Origin of the sequence: Roseibaca calidilacus (assembly GCF_001517585.1) — a bacterium.
Taxonomy (GTDB): domain Bacteria; phylum Pseudomonadota; class Alphaproteobacteria; order Rhodobacterales; family Rhodobacteraceae; genus Roseinatronobacter; species Roseinatronobacter calidilacus.
The window spans coordinates 107,451-130,916 of sequence record NZ_FBYC01000004.1 but is presented as its reverse complement, the minus strand read 5'-3'; the positions used below and the strand labels follow the sequence as shown (position 1 = coordinate 130,916).

Annotated in this window: 22 protein-coding genes, 1 tRNA gene and 1 pseudogene; 11 read left to right on the top strand and 13 right to left on the bottom strand. The window is 58.4% G+C overall.

Features of this window, described 5'->3' with window-relative positions:
- Positions 1 to 8: 8 nt before the first annotated feature.
- A complete protein-coding gene (locus AWT76_RS04100; RefSeq protein ID WP_072245153.1) occupies positions 9 to 1,010 on the bottom strand; it encodes a sulfotransferase family protein in 1,002 nt (333 codons plus the stop codon).
- A gap of 82 nt (positions 1,011 to 1,092) precedes the next feature.
- Between AWT76_RS04100 and AWT76_RS04095 the strand changes: the two genes are divergently transcribed.
- Positions 1,093 to 2,262: a M20 aminoacylase family protein gene (locus AWT76_RS04095; protein ID WP_072245151.1), complete on the top strand. Its 1,170-nt coding sequence runs from the start codon at positions 1,093 to 1,095 to the stop codon at positions 2,260 to 2,262.
- Here the strand turns inward: AWT76_RS04095 and AWT76_RS04090 are convergent.
- Positions 2,259 to 2,876, bottom strand: a complete 618-nt coding sequence (locus AWT76_RS04090; protein WP_072245149.1) for a thiamine phosphate synthase — start codon at positions 2,874 to 2,876, stop codon at positions 2,259 to 2,261. The two genes, AWT76_RS04095 and AWT76_RS04090, sit on opposite strands and share 4 nt — an antisense overlap.
- Positions 2,877 to 3,003: 127 nt before the next feature.
- Here AWT76_RS04090 and AWT76_RS04085 point away from each other — a divergent pair, with 127 nt between their 5' ends.
- Genes AWT76_RS04085 through AWT76_RS04075 form a run of 3 tightly spaced genes read left to right on the top strand, consistent with a single transcriptional unit; the run spans position 3,004 to position 6,435 of the window.
- Complete coding sequence (locus tag AWT76_RS04085) at positions 3,004 to 3,759, top strand: RNA methyltransferase (protein ID WP_072245147.1); 756 nt, start codon at positions 3,004 to 3,006, stop codon at positions 3,757 to 3,759.
- Positions 3,760 to 3,817: 58 nt separating this feature from the next.
- Entirely contained in the window at positions 3,818 to 4,966 is a 1,149-nt protein-coding gene (ctaA, locus tag AWT76_RS04080; RefSeq protein WP_072245145.1) for a heme A synthase, read from the top strand.
- Positions 4,963 to 6,435 carry a carboxypeptidase M32 gene (locus AWT76_RS04075; RefSeq protein WP_072245143.1) on the top strand — a complete coding sequence of 491 codons (1,473 nt, stop codon included), beginning with the start codon at positions 4,963 to 4,965 and terminating at the stop codon, positions 6,433 to 6,435. The genes ctaA and AWT76_RS04075 overlap by 4 nt, the downstream gene beginning before the upstream one ends.
- A gap of 23 nt (positions 6,436 to 6,458) precedes the next feature.
- On the opposite strand, the gene AWT76_RS04070 is transcribed toward AWT76_RS04075, so the two are convergent.
- On the bottom strand, positions 6,459 to 7,799 hold the full coding sequence (locus AWT76_RS04070; RefSeq protein ID WP_072247427.1) for an ATP-binding protein: 1,341 nt from the start codon (positions 7,797 to 7,799) through the stop codon (positions 6,459 to 6,461).
- Positions 7,800 to 7,812: 13 nt separating this feature from the next.
- Here AWT76_RS04070 and AWT76_RS04065 point away from each other — a divergent pair, with 13 nt between their 5' ends.
- The 4 genes from AWT76_RS04065 to AWT76_RS04045 all read left to right on the top strand — a co-directional run bounded on the left by AWT76_RS04065 (position 7,813) and on the right by AWT76_RS04045 (position 12,547).
- Positions 7,813 to 8,760, top strand: coding sequence for an MBL fold metallo-hydrolase (locus AWT76_RS04065; protein WP_245638769.1), 948 nt, complete (start codon positions 7,813 to 7,815; stop codon positions 8,758 to 8,760).
- Between the two features lie 59 nt (positions 8,761 to 8,819).
- A tRNA-Asn gene (locus tag AWT76_RS04060) sits at positions 8,820 to 8,894 on the top strand.
- A 124-nt stretch (positions 8,895 to 9,018) separates the two neighbouring features.
- Positions 9,019 to 11,205, top strand: coding sequence for a site-specific integrase (locus tag AWT76_RS04050; RefSeq protein ID WP_176699333.1), 2,187 nt, complete (start codon positions 9,019 to 9,021; stop codon positions 11,203 to 11,205).
- Between the two features lie 202 nt (positions 11,206 to 11,407).
- Positions 11,408 to 12,547, top strand: coding sequence for an AAA family ATPase (locus AWT76_RS04045; RefSeq protein WP_072245137.1), 1,140 nt, complete (start codon positions 11,408 to 11,410; stop codon positions 12,545 to 12,547).
- On the opposite strand, the gene AWT76_RS16660 is transcribed toward AWT76_RS04045, so the two are convergent.
- Positions 12,537 to 12,989: a hypothetical protein gene (locus tag AWT76_RS16660; protein WP_141655875.1), complete on the bottom strand. Its 453-nt coding sequence runs from the start codon at positions 12,987 to 12,989 to the stop codon at positions 12,537 to 12,539. The two genes, AWT76_RS04045 and AWT76_RS16660, sit on opposite strands and share 11 nt — an antisense overlap.
- A 182-nt stretch (positions 12,990 to 13,171) precedes the next feature.
- On the opposite strand from AWT76_RS16660, the gene AWT76_RS04040 reads away from it, so the two are divergent.
- Positions 13,172 to 14,014, top strand: coding sequence for a MobA/MobL family protein (locus AWT76_RS04040; protein WP_072245135.1), 843 nt, complete (start codon positions 13,172 to 13,174; stop codon positions 14,012 to 14,014).
- Between the two features lie 167 nt (positions 14,015 to 14,181).
- Here AWT76_RS04040 and AWT76_RS16655 read toward each other — a convergent pair whose 3' ends face one another.
- Complete coding sequence (locus AWT76_RS16655; protein ID WP_141655874.1) at positions 14,182 to 15,036, bottom strand: hypothetical protein; 855 nt, start codon at positions 15,034 to 15,036, stop codon at positions 14,182 to 14,184.
- Between the two features lie 555 nt (positions 15,037 to 15,591).
- Between AWT76_RS16655 and AWT76_RS04035 the strand changes: the two genes are divergently transcribed.
- On the top strand, positions 15,592 to 16,737 hold the full coding sequence (locus AWT76_RS04035; protein WP_342667153.1) for an ArdC family protein: 1,146 nt from the start codon (positions 15,592 to 15,594) through the stop codon (positions 16,735 to 16,737).
- A 54-nt stretch (positions 16,738 to 16,791) separates the two neighbouring features.
- Here the strand turns inward: AWT76_RS04035 and AWT76_RS16650 are convergent, their stop codons facing one another.
- The 3 genes and pseudogenes from AWT76_RS16650 to AWT76_RS17095 form a co-directional block, all read right to left on the bottom strand.
- Positions 16,792 to 17,088: a hypothetical protein gene (locus tag AWT76_RS16650; protein ID WP_141655873.1), complete on the bottom strand. Its 297-nt coding sequence runs from the start codon at positions 17,086 to 17,088 to the stop codon at positions 16,792 to 16,794.
- A gap of 304 nt (positions 17,089 to 17,392) precedes the next feature.
- Entirely contained in the window at positions 17,393 to 17,725 is a 333-nt protein-coding gene (locus AWT76_RS16645; RefSeq protein WP_141655872.1) for a hypothetical protein, read from the bottom strand.
- Positions 17,726 to 17,992: 267 nt separating this feature from the next.
- A pseudogene (locus tag AWT76_RS17095) lies at positions 17,993 to 18,127 on the bottom strand (IS5/IS1182 family transposase); the annotation flags it as partial.
- Between the two features lie 238 nt (positions 18,128 to 18,365).
- Between AWT76_RS17095 and AWT76_RS04030 the strand changes: the two are divergent.
- Positions 18,366 to 19,229, top strand: coding sequence for a helix-turn-helix transcriptional regulator (locus tag AWT76_RS04030; protein ID WP_176699332.1), 864 nt, complete (start codon positions 18,366 to 18,368; stop codon positions 19,227 to 19,229).
- Here the strand turns inward: AWT76_RS04030 and AWT76_RS04025 are convergent.
- The 5 genes from AWT76_RS04025 to fdh3B form a co-directional block, all read right to left on the bottom strand.
- Entirely contained in the window at positions 19,226 to 20,503 is a 1,278-nt protein-coding gene (locus AWT76_RS04025) for a c-type cytochrome (protein WP_072245132.1), read from the bottom strand. The genes AWT76_RS04030 and AWT76_RS04025 overlap by 4 nt on opposite strands.
- Positions 20,504 to 20,509: 6 nt before the next feature.
- The gene (locus tag AWT76_RS16870) at positions 20,510 to 20,665 is read right to left on the bottom strand and encodes a hypothetical protein (protein WP_176699331.1); all 156 of its coding nucleotides are present in this window, start codon (positions 20,663 to 20,665) and stop codon (positions 20,510 to 20,512) included.
- Between the two features lie 15 nt (positions 20,666 to 20,680).
- Positions 20,681 to 21,793, bottom strand: coding sequence for an Mrp/NBP35 family ATP-binding protein (locus AWT76_RS04020; protein ID WP_072245130.1), 1,113 nt, complete (start codon positions 21,791 to 21,793; stop codon positions 20,681 to 20,683).
- A gap of 72 nt (positions 21,794 to 21,865) precedes the next feature.
- Positions 21,866 to 22,855 carry a formate dehydrogenase subunit gamma gene (locus tag AWT76_RS04015; protein ID WP_072245128.1) on the bottom strand — a complete coding sequence of 330 codons (990 nt, stop codon included), beginning with the start codon at positions 22,853 to 22,855 and terminating at the stop codon, positions 21,866 to 21,868.
- A gap of 10 nt (positions 22,856 to 22,865) precedes the next feature.
- A complete protein-coding gene (gene fdh3B / locus AWT76_RS04010; RefSeq protein ID WP_072245126.1) occupies positions 22,866 to 23,462 on the bottom strand; it encodes a formate dehydrogenase FDH3 subunit beta in 597 nt (198 codons plus the stop codon).
- Between the last annotated feature and the right edge of the window lie 4 nt (positions 23,463 to 23,466).

The following is a 23,466-nucleotide window of genomic DNA, read 5'->3' as shown; positions in this document are numbered from 1 at the left end:
CCCCTCGCCTAGCGCAGCGTTTGGCGAATGCGCGCGTCGATCTGCCCTTGGAAATGGCGCTGCAAGCCGGTCAGGCGCAGCTTGCCCGCAATCCGCGCACCGAAAAACGCCAATGCGCCGTAATTGCGCATCCCAAAGGCCCACATGCCCGCCTTGTGGTGCAAGGCAAGCTGTGCGCGCCGAATGCGTCCGGGCGCGGATTTTGGCGGCGCGCTGGGCGGGTAGCCGCGGGCTGCCATCAGAATGCCGATCTTGCTTTCCAAATCCGCGATGTCCCGCGGCGCGCAATGACGCATCCACTGGTTGGCGACAGCCGGATTGGGGGCCGCGTAGGTCGAATGCTCGGGGTAGCTGAGCATCTTGTCGGAATAGGGCACCCCAAGGAAATCGCAGATCCGCGACAGTTCAGCCTCTGGCGCGTCCATCAACGCCTCGAAACGCAGTTCAACCCAGTCCTTTGGGTCCAATCTGGACAAGGTGATGTCCCAATCCAGTTCTGAGCGCACCCAATGGTCGCAGCCATGATACAGGTTGCCCGCCCAACCCATTTCGACGCTGGACCGCGCCACGTCGCGCGGGTCGCGCAACAGGTGAACCACGCGCGCCCCCGGCAGCAATTCGACCGCAAGCGGCAAGTCACGGTGCATGCTGACACATAGCAAGCCGCGCGCCTTTTTGCCCGCCAGACGTTGCAGCAGGGCATGGGTTAGGTCCAACCCGTCCATGCCATCGGGGATTTCTATCTGCTGGGCGCGGAACATGCGATCCGCGCGCAAAGCGTCTAGGTCATAGCGCCAGCCCGTCGGCGCATCGGGCGCCGGGCGAATGTGATCGGTCAGGAAATCGACCTCTCCGGGATTGTTCAGCTCCGGATGCGCATTCAACATCAGCCGCAGCAAGGTCGTGCCGGACCGCAACGCGCCGTAGACGATGACGGGGGCGCAAAACGCCGTTCCGGTCCCGGTCTCGGGCGCGGCTGGCTGGCGTGTCGCTTCAGGATCTGGCATCATGTGGGGTGCGGGGCAATTGCAGCTGGATAACCACACATTTGCGTTTATTCTGTTGCGGGGTCCAGACACGGATAGGAAAACAATGCAAATTCCCGACAGAATTGAGGCTCTTTTGCCCCAGATCACTGCTTTGCGGCAGGATCTTCATGCCCATCCCGAAATTTTGTTCGACTGCCACCGCACCAGTGCCACGGTCGCGGATTTCCTGCGCAAGATCGGCTGCGATGCGGTGGAAACCGGTATCGGGCGCACGGGCGTCGTCGGGCTGATCCATGGGCGCAATGGCCCGGGTCGCTGCATTGGCCTGCGCGCCGATATGGATGCGCTGCCCATACATGAAGCAACGGGGCTGCCCTATGCCTCTCGCGAGCCGGGCAAGATGCATGCTTGCGGCCATGATGGGCACACGGCCATGTTGCTGGGGGCGGCGCAATATCTGGCAGAGACGCGCGCCTTTGATGGCACGGTCGCGGTCATCTTCCAGCCGGCTGAAGAAGGCGGCGGCGGCGGGCGCGAAATGTGCGAAGACGGGCTGATGGACCGCTTTGCCATTACCGAAGTCTACGGGATGCACAACTGGCCCGGCGTGCCCACGGGCACCTTCGCCATTCGTCCGGGGGCGTTCTTTGCCGCCACCGACCAGTTCGAAATCGCGGTTGAAGGGCGCGGTGGCCATGCGGCGAAACCGCATCACTGCGTTGATACGACCGTTGTTGCCGCGCATATCGTGTTGGCGCTGCAAAGTATTGTAAGCCGCAACGCGGACCCCACGCAGGAAATGGTCGTGTCGGTCACGTCCTTTGCCACCGAATCGCAGGCATTCAACGTCATCCCGCAGCATGTGATCTTGCGCGGCACGGTGCGCACCCTGTCCAAGGACATGCGCGCGCTGGCAGAGGACAGGCTGCCCAAGCTGGCCGAGATGACCGCGCAAGCCTATGGCGCGACCGCGCGGGTGACCTACATGCGTGGCTATCCGGTGATGGTGAACACCGATGCCGAAACCGAATACGCCATGGACGCTGCGCGCGCCGTCGCCGGTGACTGCGCCACCGCGCCCTTGGTCATGGGCGGCGAGGATTTCGCCTATATGCTGGAAGAACGCCCCGGCGCGTATATTCTGGTGGGCAATGGCGATAGCGCCGATGTGCACCACCCGGAATATAATTTCAACGATAGCGCCATCCCCGCTGGCTGCGCCTATTGGGCAGAGCTGGTGGCACGACGCTTGCCGTTGAGAACGGCCGCTTAATCAAGCGGCGCGATCAAGGCCCGCAGGCGTGCCAGCGGGTCTTCATCGCCCCAGATTTCCGGGCCGATGGCGAAGAAATCCGTGACCGGGGCAAGGCTTTCGACCAGTGCCGTGGTCAGCGCGCCTTCGGCCACGACCGGCACCTCTATCAACTCGGACCACCATTCGAACAATTCGCGTTCGGCATGTGCCCCGTCGCCCAAAAGCGTTTCACCCACCGGGCCAAAGGCGATGTAATCCGCACCCGCTTCGCCCGCGGCCATACCGTCATGGCGCAGGTTGCCGCAATGCGCCCCGATGATCGCATCCGCGCCCATGGTGTCGCGCAGTTTGCGAATGCCGCTGCCGGGGTCTGTCAGATGCACCCCGTCCAGCCCCAGCCGTTCGACCATCAGCACATGATCGGCAATCACCAGCGGAATGTCGCGGGCATGGGCCAATTCGCGCAACGCGTCGCCCGCACGCAGAATGGCGTCTGTGTCTTGCGTGGCCATATGCAGGCGCAGGCAGGCCACATCCTGCGCATCCAGAATGCGGGCCAGTTGCGGCGCGAAACTGTCCAGATCGAAACTGGGGGGCGTGACAAGGTAAAGCTGGGGTCTGTCCTCGGCCATTGGCATGGGTCTTTCGTGCAAAGAGCGTTGCGCCTTCTAAACCGCGCGCGTGCCAGAAACAAGCGCGCCCGGCTTGCGAGGGCGCGTCGGCCCAGCTATGGCAAGGCAATATCTGCAAGGACAGCCCATGACCCCGCAAGACGACGCGATTTTCGACGAAAACACGCCCCTTATGGTGCTGGTGCGCCCGCAGATGGGGCGCAATATCGGGGCTGCGGCGCGCGCGATGCTGAATTTCGGCTGCGCGCGGATGCGGGTGGTCGCACCCCGCGATGGCTGGCCGAACCCCGATGCGGTGGCGCTGGCTTCTGGCGCGTCGCCTGTGCTGGACCGTGCGGGCGTGTTCGATGATCTGCCAAGCGCTATTGGCGATTGCGATTATGTCTATGCCACCACCGCGCGTGGGCGGGGGATTACCAAGCCTGTGCTGACACCCGAACGCGCCATGGCCGAAGCTCGCGCCCTGACCGCGGCGGGCAAGCGCGTGGCGGTGCTGTTCGGGCCAGAGCGCGCAGGGCTTGAAAATGACGATGTGGCGCGCGCCAACGCCATTATCACCGTGCCGGTGAACCCCGCGTTTTATTCCTTGAACCTGGCGCAATGCGTGCTGCTGGTCGCCTATGAATTCCTGCGCCAAACCACCGACACGCCGCCCGAAGTGCAGGCCATGGCAGGGACCGAGTTTGCAACCGCCATCGAGCGCGAGAAACTGGGCGACCATGTCGAAACCCAGCTAGGTGACACCGGCTTTTTCTTTCCGCCTGAAAAGGCCAGCAGCATGAAGCTGGCGCTGCGCAACATGTGGGGCCGCCTGCCCCTGACCCGCGCCGATGTGCAAACCCTGCATGGCATCTTGCGGCACATGGCGCGCAAGCGCGGGTGACGCTTGAACACCGTGCGCGCGGGCACTAGCTTGCGCGCCATATAGCAGGAGCCCGGACATGGCCGCCAAACGCGCAATTTTCGAAGATGTCAGCGACAACAAACAGGCACAGGCCGCCCCGCAAGGCGGCGTGATCGACCGCCGCCCCAAAGGCGCGCGCGGTGCGATCCGCATTTGGCTGATGGTGCTGTTCGCGCTGGTCTGCGTAATGATCGCCGTCGGCGGCATGACCCGGCTGACCGATAGCGGCTTGTCGATTACCGAGTGGCGCCCCGTAACCGGCGCATTGCCGCCCCTGAATGCCGCCGACTGGGCCGCCGAATTCGAGAAATACCGCCAGATCGACCAATACCGCCTGATGAACCAAGGCATGAGCTTGGACGAGTTCAAGGTCATCTATTGGTGGGAATGGGGCCACCGCCAGTTGGGCCGGGTGATCGGGCTGGTCTGGGCCGTGGGGTTCCTGTTTTTCTGGCTGACCAAGCGCATTCCCACCGGCTGGACGCCGCGCCTGCTGTTTCTGGGGGCCTTGGGCGGCCTGCAAGGCGCGATCGGCTGGTGGATGGTGGCCTCTGGCCTGACCGAAGGCATGGTATCGGTCGCCAGCTACCGACTGGCCACGCATTTGGGGCTGGCCTTTGTGATTCTTGGCTTTATCGCGTGGTATGCGTTCCTGCTGAACCGGCCCGAGGCAGAGTTGATGACAGCGCGCCGCGCGCGCGAGGCAAAGCTATTCTCGCTGTCCACCGGGCTGATGCATTTCGCGTTTCTGCAAATCCTGCTTGGCGCGCTGGTCGCGGGCATTGACGCGGGCCGCGGCTATACCGACTGGCCCATGATGAATGGCGTCTTCTTCCCGCCAGAGGCGCTGGACATCGTGCCACTGTGGCAGAATTTCTTTGAAAACCCGGCCATGGCGCAATTCGTGCACCGCATGGCGGGGTATTTGCTGGCAGTGTTCGCGCTGGTCGTCTGGCTGCGCGGTCGCAAATCGGCGCATGGGGCCACGCGGTTTGCGTTCAATGCGGTCGGGCTTGTGGTGCTGGCGCAGATCATCTTGGGGATTGTGACGGTCATCTATGCCGCGCCTTGGCAGCTTGGAATCGCGCATCAGGCAACTGCGGTGCTGCTCTGGGTGCTGATCATCCGCGCGCGGCACCTGTCGCAATATCCACGGTTCGACAGCCTGCGCGGTGCCAAGGCATGAGCGCTTACGCCGAACTACGCGCGCATCTGCGCCAGACCGCCGCCTTGGGCGAAATCGCGGGCCGCTTGGGCTGGGACCAGCAAACCGTCATGCCACGCGGCGCGAATGACCAGCGGGCAGAAGAAATGGCGGCGCTGGAAGACGTGCTGCACGCCCGCCGAACCGACCCAGGCTTGGGAGAGTTGCTAGCGCGCGCCGAGGCCCCGGATGAGACGGGCGCTGCCATCCTGCGCGAAGCGCGGCGCGATTATGCGCGCAATACCCGCGTGCCTGCGCGTCTGGCATCGGAACTGGCCCGCGTGACCGCGCTATCGCAAACCGCGTGGGAAGAGGCGCGCGCCGCCGATGACGTCGCAGCCTTTTTGCCTTGGCTGGAACAGGTCGTGGCGCTGCGCCGCGCGGAAGGCCAAGCCATTGCCCAAGGCGCCGACGCTTACGACGCGCTGATGCAAGATTACGAGCCGGGCACCGATGCCGCACAGGTGGCGGCGATCTTCGACCGGATGCGCCCTCGGCTGGTCGATTTGCGCGACCGTATCCTTGGCGCGCCCACACCCCCTGCCCTGCAAGGCCATTTCCCGCAAGACGCCCAGTTGCGGCTGGCAAACGAGCTTGCAGGTCGGTTCGGGTATGATTTTAACCGGGGCCGCATTGATCTGGCTGTCCACCCGTTTTCCAGCGGGTCCGGCGCGGATGTGCGGATCACCACCCGCGTGGCCGAAGATGACCCGTTCAACTGCCTGTATTCCACGCTGCATGAAGTGGGCCATGCCACCTACGAGCAGAACATCGCCCCCGATTACGCGCTGACACCCTTGGGGCATGGCGTGTCGATGGGCGTGCATGAAAGCCAAAGCCGCATCTACGAAAACCAGCTTGGCCGCTCGCGCGCCTTCACCGGTTGGCTGTTCGGCGCGATGCAAGCCGAGTTTGGCGGGCTAAACATTGACAGCGCCGATGCGTTCCATGCGGCAGTGAACCGCGTGCACAAAGGCTATATCCGCACCGAATCTGACGAGGTGCAGTATAACCTGCACATCATGCTGCGTTTCGATCTGGAACGCGCGCTGATTGCAGGCACCCTTGCACCGGCCGATCTGGAAGAGGCTTGGAACACCCGCTTCGAAGCAGATTTCGGGTTCAAGGTGGACCGCCCCGCGAACGGGGTGTTGCAGGATGTGCATTGGTCCGTCGGGCTGTTTGGTTATTTTCCAACATATGCGCTGGGCAATATCTACGCTGGCTGCCTGTATCAGGCCTTGCGGTTGGAGATACCCAACATTGACGCGCACCTGTCCAATGGCGATCCGGCACCTGCAACAGCATGGCTGGCCGACAAGGTGCAGCGCCATGGCGGCCTACGTCCCTCGGTGCAGACCATTGCCCATGCCTGCAGCCGCGCACGCCCGGATGAAGGACCTTTGCTGGCCTATCTGGACGCAAAATTCGCGGATATCTACAAGCTGTAGCCGTTGCCACGCGGCCCTTGCCGTCAGGGCGCCCGGTTCAGCGGCAATTTTAGGCGCACCAGCAGCCCGCCAAGGGCTGGACTATCTGCCAGCTCTAACCGGCCACCATGGGCGCGCATCACGTCATCGGCAATGGCAAGCCCAAGTCCGACATGGGCGCCGACATCCTGATTGCGCGCGCTGTCCAAGCGGACAAAGGGTTCGCGCGCGCGGGCGCGGTCCGCAGGCGCAATGCCGGGGCCGTCATCCTCTATGGTGATGACAAGCGCATCGGCATCGGTGAACACCTGAACCCGCGCCTGTTTGCCGTAATCCAGCGCATTGCTCAGAATGTTGTCGAGCGCGCGCTCCAACTGCCCCTCTTGCAAGTGCATGGCGTGCGGAGTGTTTGGCGCGATGGTCAAGGCCACCTGCTGCCCTGCTGCCCGATAGCGGGCAACAAGGTCAGCTACGATCGTAGGCGGGTCGAACAGCCCTTCCGGCACATGGCTGTCACCGCGCGAATAATCGAGGAAAGAGTTCAGAAGGTGCTCCAGATCGGCGATCTCGGCTTCTAGCGCGGCGCTGTCCGCGGTCGGGCCAGCCATGGACACCATCAGGCGCATCCGCGTCAGCGGCGTGCGCATATCATGCCCAAGGCCAGACAGCATCAGCTTGCGTTGCGAATTCTGCCGCTCGATCCGGTTGCGCATATCAAGAAACGCCAGACCAGCCGCCCTGATTTCGCGCGCACCAGACGGGCGGAACGGCACCGATTGGCCCCGACCATAGGCCTCTGCCGCAGTCCCCAGCCGCCGTATGGGCCGGATCTGCAACCGCAGATATTGCAGCGCCATCAGAACCAACACGACAGAGGCGAGAAACACGATCACCAATAGCTGATGCGGGTTCGTCGGCGCCAAGTGGTCGCGCGGAATGGTGACCTGCAAGGTGCCTTTTCCGACCGCCACCCATAGAACCGCACTGTCCATGGGTTCGCTGCACAAGACCGCGCCCAAATATCCCGGCACGCGCGCCTGCAAGACAGAGAGTATTTCGCGACCGGCCAAATCATACCATGCCGCGTGGCTTTCAGGTATGGTTGGCAGCGCATCAAGGATCTGCACTTGCAACCCCAAAGCCGATGCAAGCTCTGGTTGGCGGGCCAGTGACCGGTCCGGATCGTGCGCAGCGTTGACTTCGTCAATCAGCACCTCCACCGCCTGCAAGACGGTTCCGGTCATTTGCTGTGTCACGCGTTCGTAATGTCGCTGCACGAAGACAATCGACAGAACGATCTGGATGACAATAACCGGCACTACAAGGATCAGCACCGCCCGGCCGAAAAAGCTGCGGGGCAAAAGAGATTTGAGCTGTGCCTTCACGCGGGCTCCGTTCATGGTCTGGGTAAAACCATATATGCTATACAGCGCGACCGCATCCGAGTATTTTCGCCAGATGATGCCCGCAACCTTTATAGACCGCGACTTGGCCCTGATCCGCGCTGAAAACCCGTCGCCCATGACGGCAGAGGGCACCAACAGCTACATTCTAGGCACGACCGAACTGGCCGTCATTGACCCCGGACCCGACGATCCCGCGCATCTGGCCCGGCTGCTGGACGTGATCGACGGGCGGCGGGTGGCTGCCATTCTTGTGACCCACAGCCATATGGACCATTCCCCCTTGGCCCCGCGCCTGTCGAACGCGACAGGCGCACCGGTGCTGGCCTATGGCGACAGCCACGCGGGCCGAAGCGCGCAGATGACTGCGCTGGCCGCGCAGCTTGACATTGGTGGCGGCGAAGGCGTGGACCTTGGCTTTGCACCGCATGACACGCTGCAAGACGGGCAGATACTGCCGCTTGGGGCAGATACCATAACCGCGATCTGGACCCCGGGCCACATGGGCAACCATATGTGTTTCCTTTGGCGCGACCATCTGTTTACCGGCGATCACGTCATGGGCTGGGCGCCCTCGCTGGTCTCTCCGCCAGATGGGGATATGCAAGCCTATATGGCATCGCTGGCCCGGCTGCAGGGTGTCGCGGCGCGGCTTTACCACCCGGGGCATGGCGCAATCATCGACCGGCCCGCCGCGCGCATTGCGGAACTGGTCGCACACCGCGTTGCGCGCGAACGGGCAATCTTGCAAGAACTGGACAAGGCACCGGCAGATATCACGTCATTGGTCACGCGAATTTATGCCGGAACGCCCGCCGCGCTGCACAAAGCCGCCGCGCGCAACGTCTTCGCTCACCTTGCAGATCTGCACGCGCGCGCTGAAGTCGCCGCCACACCAAAACTGTGCCCAGAAGCAAGTTTCGCCCGCATGCAAACAAGATGACAAAATCTTCAAAATGCCACTGGACGCTCTGAAATACAGTTGCTATAGCCCCGCCATGGTCCGGCGTAGCTCAGCGGTAGAGCAGTTGACTGTTAATCAATTGGTCGTAGGTTCGATCCCTACCGCCGGAGCCATTTTCTAAAAAATATCAATGGAAATAATGGTTTAGGGCTTTTGCCCTGTGCCGTTCCCGCCTGTCTTGCCCTCTGTGCCCAATGGCGTGGCTTTTTGCTGCGCACAATGCTCCGGAGCCGCGACATGGGACGCATTGCCTATCTTACAAAACGAGGCAAAATCTGGTGGTATCGCCGCCGCCACCCCGCTATCGTCATCGACATGGCCCAAGGCCATGATTTCCGAATAGAAAACGGCCCCAGGCGAAGCACATTTCAGGCCAAGGGACATCTGTCCGTCAGTCTTGGCACCACATCGGCTCGCGAAGCCCGCATTTTGGCCGCAAGACTCGGAACGTTGTTTGAACTTGAATGGGCGAAATACGAGCAGAGCATTTCTCAAATGGACGAACGACCACAACAGGATTTGATAGAAAGTCTGGCCGAAACCCTTGCCGCCAACGCTCGGCAACTCATTGGACATTACAGGGCGACAGAGGTCGCACGTCTCTCCCCACAGGTCAGGGAAAAAGCCTTTGCCCGTGTTGACGCCGAACTCCGGCAGTCTCTGGGTATCGCACCGAGTATGTTTCCGGACCTGTTCAACCGAACGCTACCGGCCCCGATTCTGGGCATTACGTATGAAGTTGATGACCTCGTCTACAAGGATATGTTCCCAGAGGAACACGCCTTACAACAGGAAAGCGACCGTCTCTACCAAGAATACTTGGAATACATAGAAGAGTTCGGGCCGGGAGAAGACGGCAGGCCACACCTTCCCGCCCCGCAAGTAGAGATAGTCCCGCTGGTCGCTCAAAATAAAGGCGGCACGGATGACGCCGCAACGGGTGTGACTGACGACAGCACGCAAACCATTCACCTCGAAGAAACCGTCGACGCCGTCGAGCGTGTCATAAAGCAGTTGCTTGAAACCTGTGAACGAGAGAGCCGCCCGCTCAAAACGGCTTTCCCCGGAGCAGAGCGTATTGCCAAGAGCCTGTTTGAAACAGCCTTGCGGCTTGGGCACACGCCAGAACAGACGCCCCAAGGCACGACAGCACCGGGTCAACCAGTTTACAATCAGGAGCCTTTGTCCAAGTTCGCCGAAACCTACCTGAAACTCCGCAGCGAGGGCTATACCTTGCGGCGGCAAGACGAAACCCCGCATCCCGATTCAGGCAAGAAGTTCATACGGTCCTCACTCGCCAACTATCGATCCACCATCAAGTTGTTCATCGACCTCATCGGCGACCTTCCCATCGGCGAGATTGGCCGGGATGAAGTCTTGGAGTTCAATGACCTCATTCAACGCCTTCCCAAGCACCACGGGAAGTCGTCCCAAGACCAACGCCCTGCGCGGCAGGTGATTGAGGACGCCGACGAACAGGACGCAGTGATTGAGACCGAGTTGCCTGACAAACTTGCCGAGAAGGGGATGGCACCCGGCGACATTGAGGACAAGGTTGCAGAAGCCCTCATCCAACGGATTTCAGCGACAACAGTTCAACGGCACCAAACGGCACTCCGAGCAATGTTCGAATATGCTTTTGCGTGCCGATATGTCGAAACAAACCCGTTCAAAGGTCGTGTCCTGACAGACGCAGAAGTCAAACGTCGCAAACGCAGCGAACGCCGGATTGAACGCAAAGGTTGGGGTGACAACATCTATGCCCTGTTCAAATCACCGATTTATCAAGAGACTTTGGAAGATGTCGGTGAACCTTTGTTCTGGGCACCCCTGATTGCCGTTTATGCGGGCTTGCGTCTGGAAGAGATATGCCAACTTCGTGTCAATGACTTCCTTCGTGAAGACGGGATTCCCTACATCGCTGTCCAGAACGAAATCGGCTCTCAAACCTACAAATCAGAGAACGCAATCCGCAAGATTCCGCTTCACAAAGCCCTGATTGACCTCGACTTGCCAAAACTGGTGTCTCTGCGCAGGCAATCGAAATCGAGCCGCCTCTTTCCTGACCTGCCCCGCTCGAAGTCCAACAACACGTTGAGCGGCATAATGAGCAAGCGGTTTCATCATTACCGTCAGTCCAGAGGGCTTTACGCACCCGCACAGGACTTCCACGCACTTCGGACAGAGTTCCAGACCCGCCTGACACGACAAAGGGTGCCCGACCACGTGCGGCGGGGCCTTATGGGCCACGAACAGGCCGATGTGACCCATGAGCACTATTTCCGAGCGGGCGAAACGATGGCAAGCCTCAAAGAATACATCGACCGCATTGATATCGACCACAGCAATATCAATCCGCCCTTCGGTCGCGCGCTTGCCAACCGCTCGCTCCGCTTGAAAGTCGTAGCCTCTCGGACCACCTAACAATTCCAAGCCTTTATCTGGCCACATCGTGTGGAAAAAACCGGACGGACGGACGCCCCCCTAAAGGGGCGTCCGTCCGTCCGTTAGTTTTTTCCGGTTTGTCAAGTTTTTTTTCTTGATGGCCACTTGACGAGTTTCGGGGTGGCAACATGTCTCGAAAGCCATCGGCAATCACGCCGGTGTGAACAAGAAGGAAACTGACATGAAAGGTCAAATCACAACGAACGAACTCATTGAGATTGTTGATGAAACATCACAAGAATCCACCGAGCGTCAGAAAAAAGCGACTATGTTTCTGGGGCGAGAACTCCTCTCCATCACCGGCATGATGTCACTCGCCCCACGGGAATATCTCGTCAAAAACTTGCTCCTTTTCGGGCAAGTCAGCATGTTGGCAGGCCCACCCAACACGGGAAAAACATCCCTTATTGCGTCCATCGCAGGCCATGCGGCACATGGTGATTCGCTCGGGGGACGGCAGGTTGCGAAAGCCGCCACGCTCTATGTCGCAGCGGAAGACCCCTACGGCGTTGTCGAGCGAGGCTCCGCAGTTCTACGGGATATGCGAGACGATGGATTGCCCTTCAACGTCTATCCCCACTCGGTCGATTTGACCGACGCACAGGAGATGGATGTCTTCGGCAAAGCCTTGGGTGACTACATGAAGGCCATAGACGCCGAACGGCTCTTTTTGGTCTTCGACACGCTCAACCTGTGCCTTGGTGACGGTGACGAAAACTCATCTCGGGATATGGGCCGAGCCATTAGCAACGCCCAGCGGCTTGCCCGCAACCAGAATGTCCATGTGATGATTGTTCACCACGCTACCCACAGCGACCCGGGAAAGCCCCGAGGGTCCAGCGCAATGACCGGGAATGTGGACACATTGCTGACCTTGAATGCCGCCGAGACCCAAAGCGGCGAGAAGGTCATTGAGGTTCAGCAACCAAAACAGCGAAGCATGCCCAAAGGCAAGTCGCTTCTCTTTGACCTCACCGCCGTTGAGATTGGTGTCGATACCGATGGTGACCCCATCACCCTACCGCTTGCCCTTCCCCGGGACACCGATGGCGAGCAGGTCATCGCCATGTCCAGAAAGACCGGAAGGACGGGCGACGAGCGGTCGAGCCATCTCTACGCTTGCCTCGGAATGCTGGACGCAAACGACCCCGGCAAATGGCACGCTTGGGCCAGCATTCGTGACAAGGTGTCCGGACCATTCGAAGAGTTGAAATCCAAACCCGACGCTCTTCGCAAAGCCCTCACCCGTGCCCGCGAAACGCTTGAAGCCGACAGGCGTATCGAGGTCGCAGAGGACGGGTCTGTCAGAATCAGGCCCTGAAACCGGGATTACCATGGCGGGTCTTTTGCCGCCCCGCTCCAATAAGCGATTTTCTGACATTGATTGGAAATAGACTTTGAAAACCGAAAGCACGCCGCAACGCAAGGCGTGCTCTCTCTTCTCTGACTTGATGAGCAATCTCCTCGGGCGTTGTCGGGTCAAGAGCGTCGAGAATATTTGTCCCGAGGTGGCCCGCACAACGAACAAGATGACGGGCGTGTCGCATAGTGTCGGGCATTTCACCCGAAGGCACTGACGCGGCCAGCAATCGGCTTCCTGACAGCAGTTGGTTTTCCCAATCACGGGCAATGCCCGTCAGCATTCCGGCCCTCGCCAATGCGTCGAAACGAACTGGACTGTGCCCGTCAGGCAGGGGCAGAAACAGGCTCAAAGCCGCCCGTGTGTCGTTCTGGTATTTCGCCAGTTCTTTCTCAAACCACATATCACATCCCCCTTCGGTCGATTTTCAAAACAAATAGGGAGGATTTTGGGGTGACACAAAAAACGACATATTTTAAGAGGGTTGGTGGAGTTTAGACGCACAAGGAGGTTTAGCCCCTTCGGTCCTAAACCTCACGCCGGGAGGCGTCGGGAAGTGTTCCACCGGAAACGGAGGAATAAGCGATGACGCTCGAACTCACCACCAAGTTTCGGGGCATTTCAACAAGCCCCGCAGCCCGCCAGAGAAAGGGCGAAGAGGCCCACCCATTGAAGCGGTGCTACGGAGCCTTGAACTATATCGCCCGCGAGAATGCCAGCGGCATAATCTCTTGGCACGGGCTTCGACGCCCAGATGGAAAGCCAGCGACCACACCGAAAGAGGCTCGCCTCGCCCTGCGCAGACGATTCCGAGAAGAAGCGGCAAAAGGCGGCAAGGTTGGGCGACGGATTGCGACGACCGGGATTGTGTCCTTGCCGAATACTTGGAGCGAGAAGACCGTGCGACTTGCCGTCGAACGACTGGCACGAGAACTGGCCCCGGAAGGGTCAGAAGCGTCGGCGATTGTCATTCAGCACATCGACAAGTCGCACAACGCTCATCTTCACTTTCTGGCCGTTGACGGGGTGGAGAGCAAAGACGCCGCAGCACGACGCACCGACAAACGGGCAGCGGCACAGCGTGTCAGGCGACAAAATGTTCAACGGTTCAACGAAAGGGGGGCACCGAAACGGTGGCGGGGTCGCATTGCGACAATCTTGAACACGACCGCAAAGGAATCCGGGGAAGCGGAGGTCGAATGGCGGAGTTTCAAAGAGCGTGGCCTGAAACGACAGGCAACCCAACACGACAGTCCGCAGAAACGGGCACAGGCCAAAAGCAGCGGATTTCCGGACTCGTTGAAGCGCCTTTTTGAAAACGACGAAGCGGAGAATGTGCTGGACGCCATCCTGGGAATATCGGTCGGCGTTGCCGAAGCGATGACTCGGGGGGCCGACGACCCAAGAGAACGAGGTGTCCGAGAGTGAAAAAACTGGACCCTACTGATTGTTCCAGCAGGGTCCCGTTGGACCGCCTATGCGGCGGTAAGCCATCCCCGCTTGTGCGGGGAACTGTCGGTCGCACCCGACAAGAAAAGGTGGGTTTGTTTCCAGAAAAAACAAGCCGCAAACACGATTTCATCGTTCACCACCGCCTACGCCAACTCCAAAGTCATTGGCCAGACATTATTCATATTACGTTTTGGCATCACTATTTTCCGGATTTCTCTCACTGGTATATTTATATACTCCTCTCGTGAAGAAGAGTATCCGGATATCCAAGAAATGACGCCTTTTCGAAGCGACACAGTGTTACCCTGTCGTGTCAGTGAATATGGACTGACCCTCACATCGCAAACTTTCTCAACAATATCTCCATCTCTTGATGAATAACTGATTTCTAACACATCATCGAAGTCCAGACCTTTTATTCGTGGCAGGTTCTTGTGCCAAGGAATCGGGGCGTTCACATCTCGTCGATTACAGGAAGCCTCAACGCATTGAACATATTTTTTTACGATACTCTCAATGCTTCGCTTGGAGTATCTCTTATAGTCGTCAGAGAACGCGTCTAACAAAAATTCTTCCTCGCCGTCAAATCTATCAACACGAATACTGGCGGTGAATCTAAACCAAGAAACAAAGAAATATTCACTGTATTCCGATTCCTCTTGTGAAAAATTAATGTCCAGTTCACAATAGAGGTCTGAAAACTCATCGTCGAAGTTTATCCACTTGAAGAAGTGACTGATGTTCACCCTTTCGCATTTCTTTATTGAAAAGTTCAGACTATTATTTTGAGAAATCTCGATAAGCCGAAGAAGCGTTGGGAAGACCTTATTTTCGATATGAGACGGCCCACCCAAAGGAAGCAGAAAATGATTTTGTAGTGGAGTATCAATCTCGATAATATATTCCGAGGGAATAGGTAAACCTTTTCTAAAAACTGGCGAGATTTTTTCATCTGAAATATAAGAGGCAAGTGTATTATTGGGGTAAGAATCGTTCATATCTTCTTCCTTCAACTATCCAACCTAAATATTATCAAATGGCGGCATAATGGCAGCGTCGCTCATCTCGTTTTTACAGGTTCGGTTGCGGACCACAGAGTAATGCTTTTTATAGAAAAAACAAGAACTCACCAACACTTTCAGGACTATCGGCCAGCGTAACTGAAACGATATTTCAGGGGACCGATAACCGCAGAGAGCCGGATGTTCGCGAGTAAAAAACTGGACCCTACTGATTGTTCCAGCAGGGCCCAGTTGGACCGCCTGTGCGGCGGGAAGCAACGACATTGCCTGTGCGGCAGGAAGTTTCGAAGCCGCCTATGCGGCGGTAAGCCATCCCCGCGGGGGCGGGGAACTGTCGGTCGTCGCGACAAAAAAGATGTGGGACCATTTCTGAAAAGCACAAGCGAGAAAACACGATTTTTTTGAGACCGCTGGCGCGGCCAAGGTCTACGTGTTGACAATGGCAATGCTCGATGGGCGTGCCCACTCGCAACGCCATTGACGCCAATCCTTCTTTTGGGTTCCGCCTGCCAGTTCGACAGGCCCGCAGCAATGGGCGAGCGTCGCCTTGCGACGGTTCCACCCGAGAAAACCGGTTCCTTCCACCCGCAGGCGGGCGGCTCCTTCCCGTTTTCACGGCTTCCACCCCATTGCCCCGTGCCCGTCGAACCGCAGGTCGGGCTATGCCCTCTCTGCTCTGCCCTCCGAAAATCACGGGCTTTTCGAAGGGAAGAGCAGAGAAGCCCCGCCCAGGGCGGAAAGCGGGAGAAACCGGCTTTGGCCTTTGGGAAACGACCTCACATCGCTCTTCCAGACAGCACGGAGCGACCAATGACAAAAGCGACTTTCGACCTTCACGAGCAAATCACGGCCCAGATTATCGAGGCCATCGAAGCAGGTTGCCCACCGTGGCGGAAACCGTGGACAGGCAGCAGCAAGGGAACAAGCCTACCGTTGCGACACAACGGGGAGCCGTATCGGGGAATCAACATTCTGGTTCTGTGGTCGATTGCGTCGGCCAAGGGCTACACATCGGCACGCTGGTTGACCTTCAAGCAAGCGAAAGAGTTGGGCGGTTGCGTTCGCAAGGGCGAGAAATCGGCAACGGTGGTGAAGTTTGGCACAATTGAACGAGAGAACGAACAAGGCGAGGAAGAGAAGATTCCCTACGCAAAGGGCTATCGGGTATTCAACGCCGACCAGATAGACGGGTTGCCCGCCGAATATTACGACATCCCCGCCCCCGCCGAAAACCTTGGCACGGAAGCCGACCCAGACCTTGACGCATTTTTTGCGGCAACGGGAATGATCTTGAACACTACCGCCGAACCTCGGGCGTTCTACGATGTTCAGAAAGACCAAATCCATATGCCGCCGATTGAGACCTTCCACGAGGCCGCAGGCTATTATGGCACCTTGGCACACGAACTGACCCACTGGACGGGAGCAAAGCACCGCTTGGCACGGTTCGAACGGTTCAACGACCGCAAAGCCTATGCGTTCGAAGAACTGGTCGCAGAGATTGGCAACTGTATGCTCTGTGCCACCCTTGGCCTGTTGCCCGACTTCGCCCAGAGCGGGGCGTACATCGACGGTTGGTTGACCGCCCTGAAAGAAGACAAGCGGGCGATTTTCAAAGCCGCCAGCGAGGCACAGAAGGCCGTGGATTTCATCTATATCAAGGCAGAGAAGTGCTAGCGGAATAATAGCCACCGATTTTCTATGGAAAGTGTTATTGGATTTCCTGTTTGGTCATCCTTTTGTTGATTTTTCGTGGGAATTCAAAAAATCCAGTTGTTTTTGTAAAAACCTCATTTTTTCTTCGGCTTTTTTAACTCTATCCTTTTCGACAAACCCATAAATTAAGATGCCAAAAGAAACGGCAAGCCCGAAACCCGCAACCATATCATCACCCTGAAGTCCGAAGACAGTTGCGGCAAGGCCGATGGCTCCAAGACCTATCCAGAAGTTTCCGCCTGCGTGCGATTCTACATCTGCTCGCAGTTTCTCGATTTCACTATCTATTTCCGACCGTCGTGATTCTTTCATTTCGCCATCGCCCTTTACCCTTATCAATTATTTAGAAATTACCTTAGCAGAGTAGAAGGGACTCTCACCACAACACAGGACCAAATTCCCACCACAATATTCTCTCGTCACTACAAGTATGCTTGTCTTACTTTCTCTTTTGCTAAGTAACGCTCTTACAATTTCATTTGCTGATAGATGTCGCGAAGCCAAATGGGATAGAAGTTTTTCAACTTGCTTTTCACCTAAGTGATGGCAAGGCACCTCAACAGAAAAGAACGCAGACTCCGCGCCATCAAAGCCTTCAATACGCCATCGCATTGTCTCATCCTTTCGCAATCTTCCTGCCACGCAATACCCACCCAATAAATGCCATCAGACCTCCTGCGAAAATACCTAAAATCCAACTTGTTAGGCTAACTCCCGTGGTTCGCAGGCTTATCAGAATAACCTGCCCGAGAACTCCCGCAATGGTTCCGCTACACAGTGCCAGTGACAAAGAGCGAATGAAAAGCCCAGACAAAAGCCCTCCAAGACCGGCAACTCCGAAGAGTTTTGCAACTAACATCGCAAATAGGACTTCCATTGTAACACAACCCTGAAAGAAACTTGGTAGCAAATTAGACTGATTGACACCGCCTGCTGTGTCAACTGTCAAGGGAAAGTGTCTTGGAGTCTGGATTGGTCAATAACAAAACTCTTTGCCAATAGGGCTTGTGCCCTTGACTGTATCAAGTAACTGTTCACAATGTGGCTCCGGGGGTTCATACGCAGAGGGCGAACCCCTGAAATCATTGGATTTTTTGGATTTGCTGCGGACCCTACCGCCGGAGCCATTGTGCCTTCAAGGCATTGGAAAAACAGAAATCCCGCTTCATTTACAGGCGAAACTGGGTGCCGCATCCGGAAAGGCTGGCGGACGTCAGGCCCCCCCTTCGTGCGGCGCGCGCCACGTCATGTCCTTGTAGGCCGATATTAGCAGAGACCCGCGCTTCCGCAGCGATGCGTTGTCGCTGGGCCAATGCGTTGCACGAAAGCGGCAGGGAGATGGTTTGCGGATAGCTTGCGCCTAACCGCACAGATTCGCAAAGTGCATCCTCCGTCGTCAGGCTTGTGCAACACCGCCCCGGAGATAGCGGAAGTGCGTTGACAACCCGATTTGTGCAACAAAGTCTATCAAAACAGATTTCCGGAATATATTGGTAGTGATCGCGCGGGTTTGGCGCGGCAGAATCGCAGTTGAAAACGAAACGATGTTAAAACACGAGATACCACCTTCCAGCGGCTACCGTGCACTGATGACCACGGCAGAAGTCGCAGAGTTTCTGCGGACCAAAGAGCGCACAATCTATGACATGGTTGCGAAGCAAGCGATCCCGTTCACGCGAGCGACCGGCAAATTGTTGTTCCCGCGCCGGCTTATCGAAGCTTGGCTGGAAGCGCAGACAGAATCGCCCGAGGCCAGCGCCCTGCCGATGCCGCAAATCTACTCAGGTTCGAACGACCCGCTGCTAGATTGGGCCTTGCGGTACTCTAAGGCAGGGTTGGCTGTGCGGGCTGGCGACTCTTCGCGCGGGCTGGACGATCTGGCCGCGGGGGAAGCCATGCTGGCGGGGCTGCACTTGTTCGACCCTGTGTCTGACACATGGAATGTGCAGGCGGTGCGCAATGTGCTGTCGTCGCAGTCTTTCGTGCTTGTGCATTGGGCACGTCGGACCCAAGGGTTGCTGGTCGCGCCCGGAAACCCGCATGACGCTGCCAGCCTGCGCGATTGCGTCGAACTGGGCCTGCGTTTTGCATTGCGGAGCGAAGGGTCGGGAACCCAGCGATTGCTGGATATTCAACTCTCACGCAGCGGGCTGAGCATGGCTGACCTGAACATCGTTCCGGGGACGGCGCATACCCATGCTGATTTGGCGACTATGATCGAAACCGACGCGGCCGATTGTGGCTTTGGCATTCAGGCAGCCAGTGGGGCGCTGGGTTTCGTTCCTCTGGTGCAAGATGATCAATTCGATCTGGCAATGTCTCGGCGCGCCTTTTTCGAACAGCCGATACAACGGCTTTTCAGCTTCGCCAGAAGCCCCGAATTTGTAGCGCAAGCCGAACGCCTTGGTGGATATGACCTAAGCGATCTTGGCACAGTTGTCTGGAACGGTTAATCACCGCCGCCATTTTGCGCGTCCATATGCGCGGTCGCACGGGCGATGAACGCAACCAGCGCTTGGCGGTCATCTGGATTGGCGACACGCTGTTCGGGCATTCGCGAACCCGGCGTATAGGCCTCTGGCCCGAATTCGAACAACTCGGCAACGGTTTCAGGCGTCCAGACAATGTTCAGCGCTTGCAGGGCGGGCGAATAGTCAAACCCGTCCGCCGTCGCAATCGAGCGCCCAAAGACCCCATGCAAACTTGGCCCCGCACGAGAATGATCGTCCGGCGCAAGCGAATGGCAAACTGCACAGGCGCGCCAAACCTCTGCGCCCCGGCTGCCATCGGTATACTCTTCGGGCTGGGCGGGGCTTTCGCCGCCTAAAGTTTCGCCCGTCAGCGCATCCCAGCGGCGCACAGCGCCATCGGCGCTGCCGGTGAAGACCTGAGCAGCATCCGCAGCCACGGCCCAGATCGGCCCATCAGCGGCGCGGAACATCGCAGTAACGTCCAGATCCTTGGGTTCAAGCGTCCATACCGTGCCATCTATCGCTCCGGTTACGATATGGGCGTCACTTGTCCCGACCGATACAAGCGGGCGATCGGTCAGAAATCGCTCTGGCAGTTGCGCGCCATCCGAGGAAAACAACCGAAGCGACCCGTCGGCGAAGATGATCGCCGCACGGTCATCCGACAGGGCTAACCCGTTTGGAAGGCCCGGAAGCCCGGCGCTTGCCTGCACCTGTCCATCAGGAGACCAACGCAGGAACCGCAAATCGCCCCCAACGGACAGAATCTGCCCATCGGGCAAAAAGCCCACGCCGGTCACACGGTCGCTATGGGCGGGCACCGAGAGGACATTGTCATCGTCGGGCGAGAGGATCTGCACCGTTCCGTCGAACAACCCGGCAGCAATGCGATTGCCATCCGCCGCGACATCGAGTGATGCGATGGGCGACGTTCCGCGCGGCGTGGCAAAACGCGGCTCTGCCTGCTCTTGGTCCCAGATGGCAATGCGCCCATCCTGCCCCGCGGTCACGAAACCGCCATCCAGATGCGCAACAGCGGTGACCGTGCCATCGTGGAACCGTCCGACATGCAGCGCGCGCGCTTCGTCAAGAGACCACAGGATCGCACGGGTATCAAACCCGCCCGATAACAGACCGTTCTCACCGACCGCAAGCGCACCGACCGGGCCGCTATGGCCCAGAAAATCCTGTCCAGTGACAGGGTTCGACAAAAACCCTGCGACAAGCAGTGCCGAAAGCGCGGCCCTTTGCCTCATATCATCTTATTCGCTGACGAGGTTGCTTCCGGGATCACCCACGCGCGCGCCTTCGGTGCTGAAGGCGGAATAGCTGGGCTCTTGGAAAGACCCGTTCAGCACCTGTGACGCACCGAATGCGATCACTACGGCGAAGATAGCAGCAGCGACAAAGGCTTTCATTGGGATGTCTCCTGTTCAGTGTCGCACGGTCACTTGAGGACCGGCTTCGTGTTCCAGCGCGCCCATGACGGTACGCGCCATTGATTGATACAACAGGCCCAGCGGGCCATCCGGGTCGCGCGCCAAGATAGGGCGGCCAGCATCTGAAGCGCTGCGCAATGCCATAGACAAGGGCAGCGCGCCAAGGAATGGCACGCCAAGGCGCATCGCCTCTGCCTGCGCGCCGCCTTGCCCGAAAATAGCATGGCTGCTGCCGCAATCCGGGCAGATGAATTGCGACATGTTTTCGATAATGCCCAAGGTCGTCACATTGACCTTGTTGAACATCGCAATGCCGCGTCGCGCATCCACCAACGCCAAGTCCTGCGGGGTCGAGACGATGATCGCACCGGATAGATCGGTGCCTTGCGCCAAGGCCAGTTGCGCGTCACCCGTGCCGGGGGGCATATCGACCAGCAGCAGGTCCAACTCACCCCAGGCCACGTCAGAAATCAACTGCGTGATCGCAGACATAATCATCGGACCGCGCCAGACCATCGCGGTTTCCGGATCGACCAGCACGCCCATGGACATCGCTTTCAGCCCATAAGCCTGCATAGGCAAAAGGCTGCGCCCCTGCCCCTTCGTGGGTTTGCCTGTCAGGCCCAGAAGTGTGGGTATGGACGGACCGTAAATGTCGGCATCTAGCACCCCAACACGCCAACCCAGCGCCCGAAAGGCCAAGGCAAGGTTGACCGTGGTGGTGGATTTGCCCACCCCGCCTTTGCCAGAGGCCACCGCCACGACATGACGCACGCTCGCCAAAGGCTTGGTCTTTGCGGGTGCAGCGGTCAGTTTGGGGGGCATTGAGGTGGATTTCTGCGCCGGGGCCGGGCTATCCGCCGTCAGCACCACGAAAACAGAGGTCACGCCCTCAAGCTGGCGCAGCTTTGCTTCGATCGCGTCGCGCACGGGCATGAACGCCTCATGCTCGCCCGGTGCGATTTGTAAAGAGACGCTGATGCGCCCGCCGTTCACCGACAGTCCAGTGATGCAGGGCGACTGGCCCAAGATCGCGCCATCGGGCGATGCGATCGACGCGATGGCCCGGCGCGCCTGATCAAGGATGTCGGGATCGGAAACGCTCATGGCAGGTCAAGCCTTCAAGGAACAGCCCCGCGCGGAAAGCGCGCGAGGCCAGATATTCATAATGGCGCAGTGCTACTCGGCAGGCGTGGCCGCGCCCTTGCCTGCACTTGTGCCCTTCACCTCTTCCACCCAAAGAGAATGGTGCTCTTTGGCCCAGTTTTCATCCACCTCGCCAGAGCCCATGGCATCGAACGCGCCTTCCATACCGACAGAGCCGATGTAGATATGAGCGATCACGATAGCCGACAGCCCAGCAGCGACAAGCGCGTGAATCAATTGGTAGAACTGCCAATCGGTGAACGACCCGGCAATTGACGGGAACAGCAGCATGAACCCCGTATAAGACAGCGCCGCACCACCGACAATCACCGACCAGAAAATCACTTTCTGACCTGCATTGAACTTCTTCGCGGGCGGATGCACGCCTTTCTTAAGCAGGCCACCGCCTTGCTTCAACCATTCCACATCAAGCTTGTTGGGAATGTTATGGACCACCCAAAGTACAAGGATCAGCGCAAGCGAGACCATGAAAGGCCATGCCAGATAGTTATGCGCGATCTTTCCCCATGCGGACAGCGTGCCAAATGCCCCTTCCCCCAGCAGCGGCAGGATCACCGACTTGCCAATAATTAGGTTGAGACCCGACAAAGCAAGGACGATGAAGGTAAAGGCAAGTGTCCAATGGGCAAAGCGCTCAATGACATTGAATCGCCGAATGGTGCGGCCCGACAGCCCGGCATCAACCCGGATCTTGCCGCGCAGAACGTAGAACGCCAGAAGCGCCAACACGGTTCCGAACACGGCGATCACTGACAACGTGACAATCGTGTTGCTATGCAACGAGGCCCACGCCTTGTTTTCAGGTTTGATCAGGTTGCCCGCCGACCGGTCAGGAATCGACACGCGGCCACTGACCACGCCATCGGTTCCAAGGGCTTCGAATAGAGCGTCCTCGCTGACGGATTCGGCGGTCGGGTTGACCTGCGCTTGCGTTTGCGGGGCAATAACGGCCACCGCAAAAGCCAGCGACAAGATAGCGGCGAATTTGCTGAGATGTGACATTTTCTCCCCCTTACACCGTAACCGCTTCGCCATAAGCATCACGCCAGCCCCATGCACCAGAGCCATAACCACGGGTCACGACACGCTCGCGGTAGATTTCTGCAATGATGTCGCCGTCCCCGGCTAGAAGTGCCTTGGTCGAGCACATTTCAGCACAAAGCGGCAGCTTGCCCTCGGCCAAACGGTTCGCGCCGTATTTGACGTATTCGGCCTGAGACATATCCGGCTCTGGGCCACCAGAGCAGTAGGTACATTTGTCCATTTTGCCGCGGGTGCCGAAATTGGCGGTTTGCGGATATTGGGGTGCACCAAATGGGCAGGCATAGCTGCAATAGCCGCAGCCGATGCAGGTGTCCTTGTTGTGCAGAACCACGGCATCGTCAGTGGTATAGAAGCAATCCACCGGGCACACACTGGCGCAAGGCGCGTCGGTGCAGTGCATGCAAGCCATCGACACGGAACGCTCACCGGGCAGACCATCATTGATGGTCACAACCCGACGCCGGTTAATGCCCCACGGCACCTCGTGCTCGTTCTTGCAGGCGGTGACGCAGGCATTGCACTCGATGCAACGGTCAGAGTCGCACAGGAATTTCATTCGTGCCATTGTT

Coding starts and splice junctions, on each gene's coding strand:
- AWT76_RS04100 (WP_072245153.1), bottom strand. CDS start 1,010: ATGATGCCAGATCCTGAAGCGACACGCCAGCCAGCCGCGCCCGAGACC.
- AWT76_RS04095 (WP_072245151.1), top strand. CDS start 1,093: ATGCAAATTCCCGACAGAATTGAGGCTCTTTTGCCCCAGATCACTGCT.
- AWT76_RS04090 (WP_072245149.1), bottom strand. CDS start 2,876: ATGGCCGAGGACAGACCCCAGCTTTACCTTGTCACGCCCCCCAGTTTC.
- AWT76_RS04085 (WP_072245147.1), top strand. CDS start 3,004: ATGACCCCGCAAGACGACGCGATTTTCGACGAAAACACGCCCCTTATG.
- ctaA (WP_072245145.1), top strand. CDS start 3,818: ATGGCCGCCAAACGCGCAATTTTCGAAGATGTCAGCGACAACAAACAG.
- AWT76_RS04075 (WP_072245143.1), top strand. CDS start 4,963: ATGAGCGCTTACGCCGAACTACGCGCGCATCTGCGCCAGACCGCCGCC.
- AWT76_RS04065 (WP_245638769.1), top strand. CDS start 7,813: ATGGTCTGGGTAAAACCATATATGCTATACAGCGCGACCGCATCCGAG.
- AWT76_RS04050 (WP_176699333.1), top strand. CDS start 9,019: ATGGGACGCATTGCCTATCTTACAAAACGAGGCAAAATCTGGTGGTAT.
- AWT76_RS04045 (WP_072245137.1), top strand. CDS start 11,408: ATGAAAGGTCAAATCACAACGAACGAACTCATTGAGATTGTTGATGAA.
- AWT76_RS16660 (WP_141655875.1), bottom strand. CDS start 12,989: ATGTGGTTTGAGAAAGAACTGGCGAAATACCAGAACGACACACGGGCG.
- AWT76_RS04040 (WP_072245135.1), top strand. CDS start 13,172: ATGACGCTCGAACTCACCACCAAGTTTCGGGGCATTTCAACAAGCCCC.
- AWT76_RS16655 (WP_141655874.1), bottom strand. CDS start 15,036: ATGAACGATTCTTACCCCAATAATACACTTGCCTCTTATATTTCAGAT.
- AWT76_RS04035 (WP_342667153.1), top strand. CDS start 15,592: ATGGGCGAGCGTCGCCTTGCGACGGTTCCACCCGAGAAAACCGGTTCC.
- AWT76_RS16650 (WP_141655873.1), bottom strand. CDS start 17,088: ATGAAAGAATCACGACGGTCGGAAATAGATAGTGAAATCGAGAAACTG.
- AWT76_RS04030 (WP_176699332.1), top strand. CDS start 18,366: ATGACCACGGCAGAAGTCGCAGAGTTTCTGCGGACCAAAGAGCGCACA.
- AWT76_RS04025 (WP_072245132.1), bottom strand. CDS start 20,503: ATGAGGCAAAGGGCCGCGCTTTCGGCACTGCTTGTCGCAGGGTTTTTG.
- AWT76_RS16870 (WP_176699331.1), bottom strand. CDS start 20,665: ATGAAAGCCTTTGTCGCTGCTGCTATCTTCGCCGTAGTGATCGCATTC.
- AWT76_RS04020 (WP_072245130.1), bottom strand. CDS start 21,793: ATGAGCGTTTCCGATCCCGACATCCTTGATCAGGCGCGCCGGGCCATC.
- AWT76_RS04015 (WP_072245128.1), bottom strand. CDS start 22,855: ATGTCACATCTCAGCAAATTCGCCGCTATCTTGTCGCTGGCTTTTGCG.
- fdh3B (WP_072245126.1), bottom strand. CDS start 23,462: ATGGCACGAATGAAATTCCTGTGCGACTCTGACCGTTGCATCGAGTGC.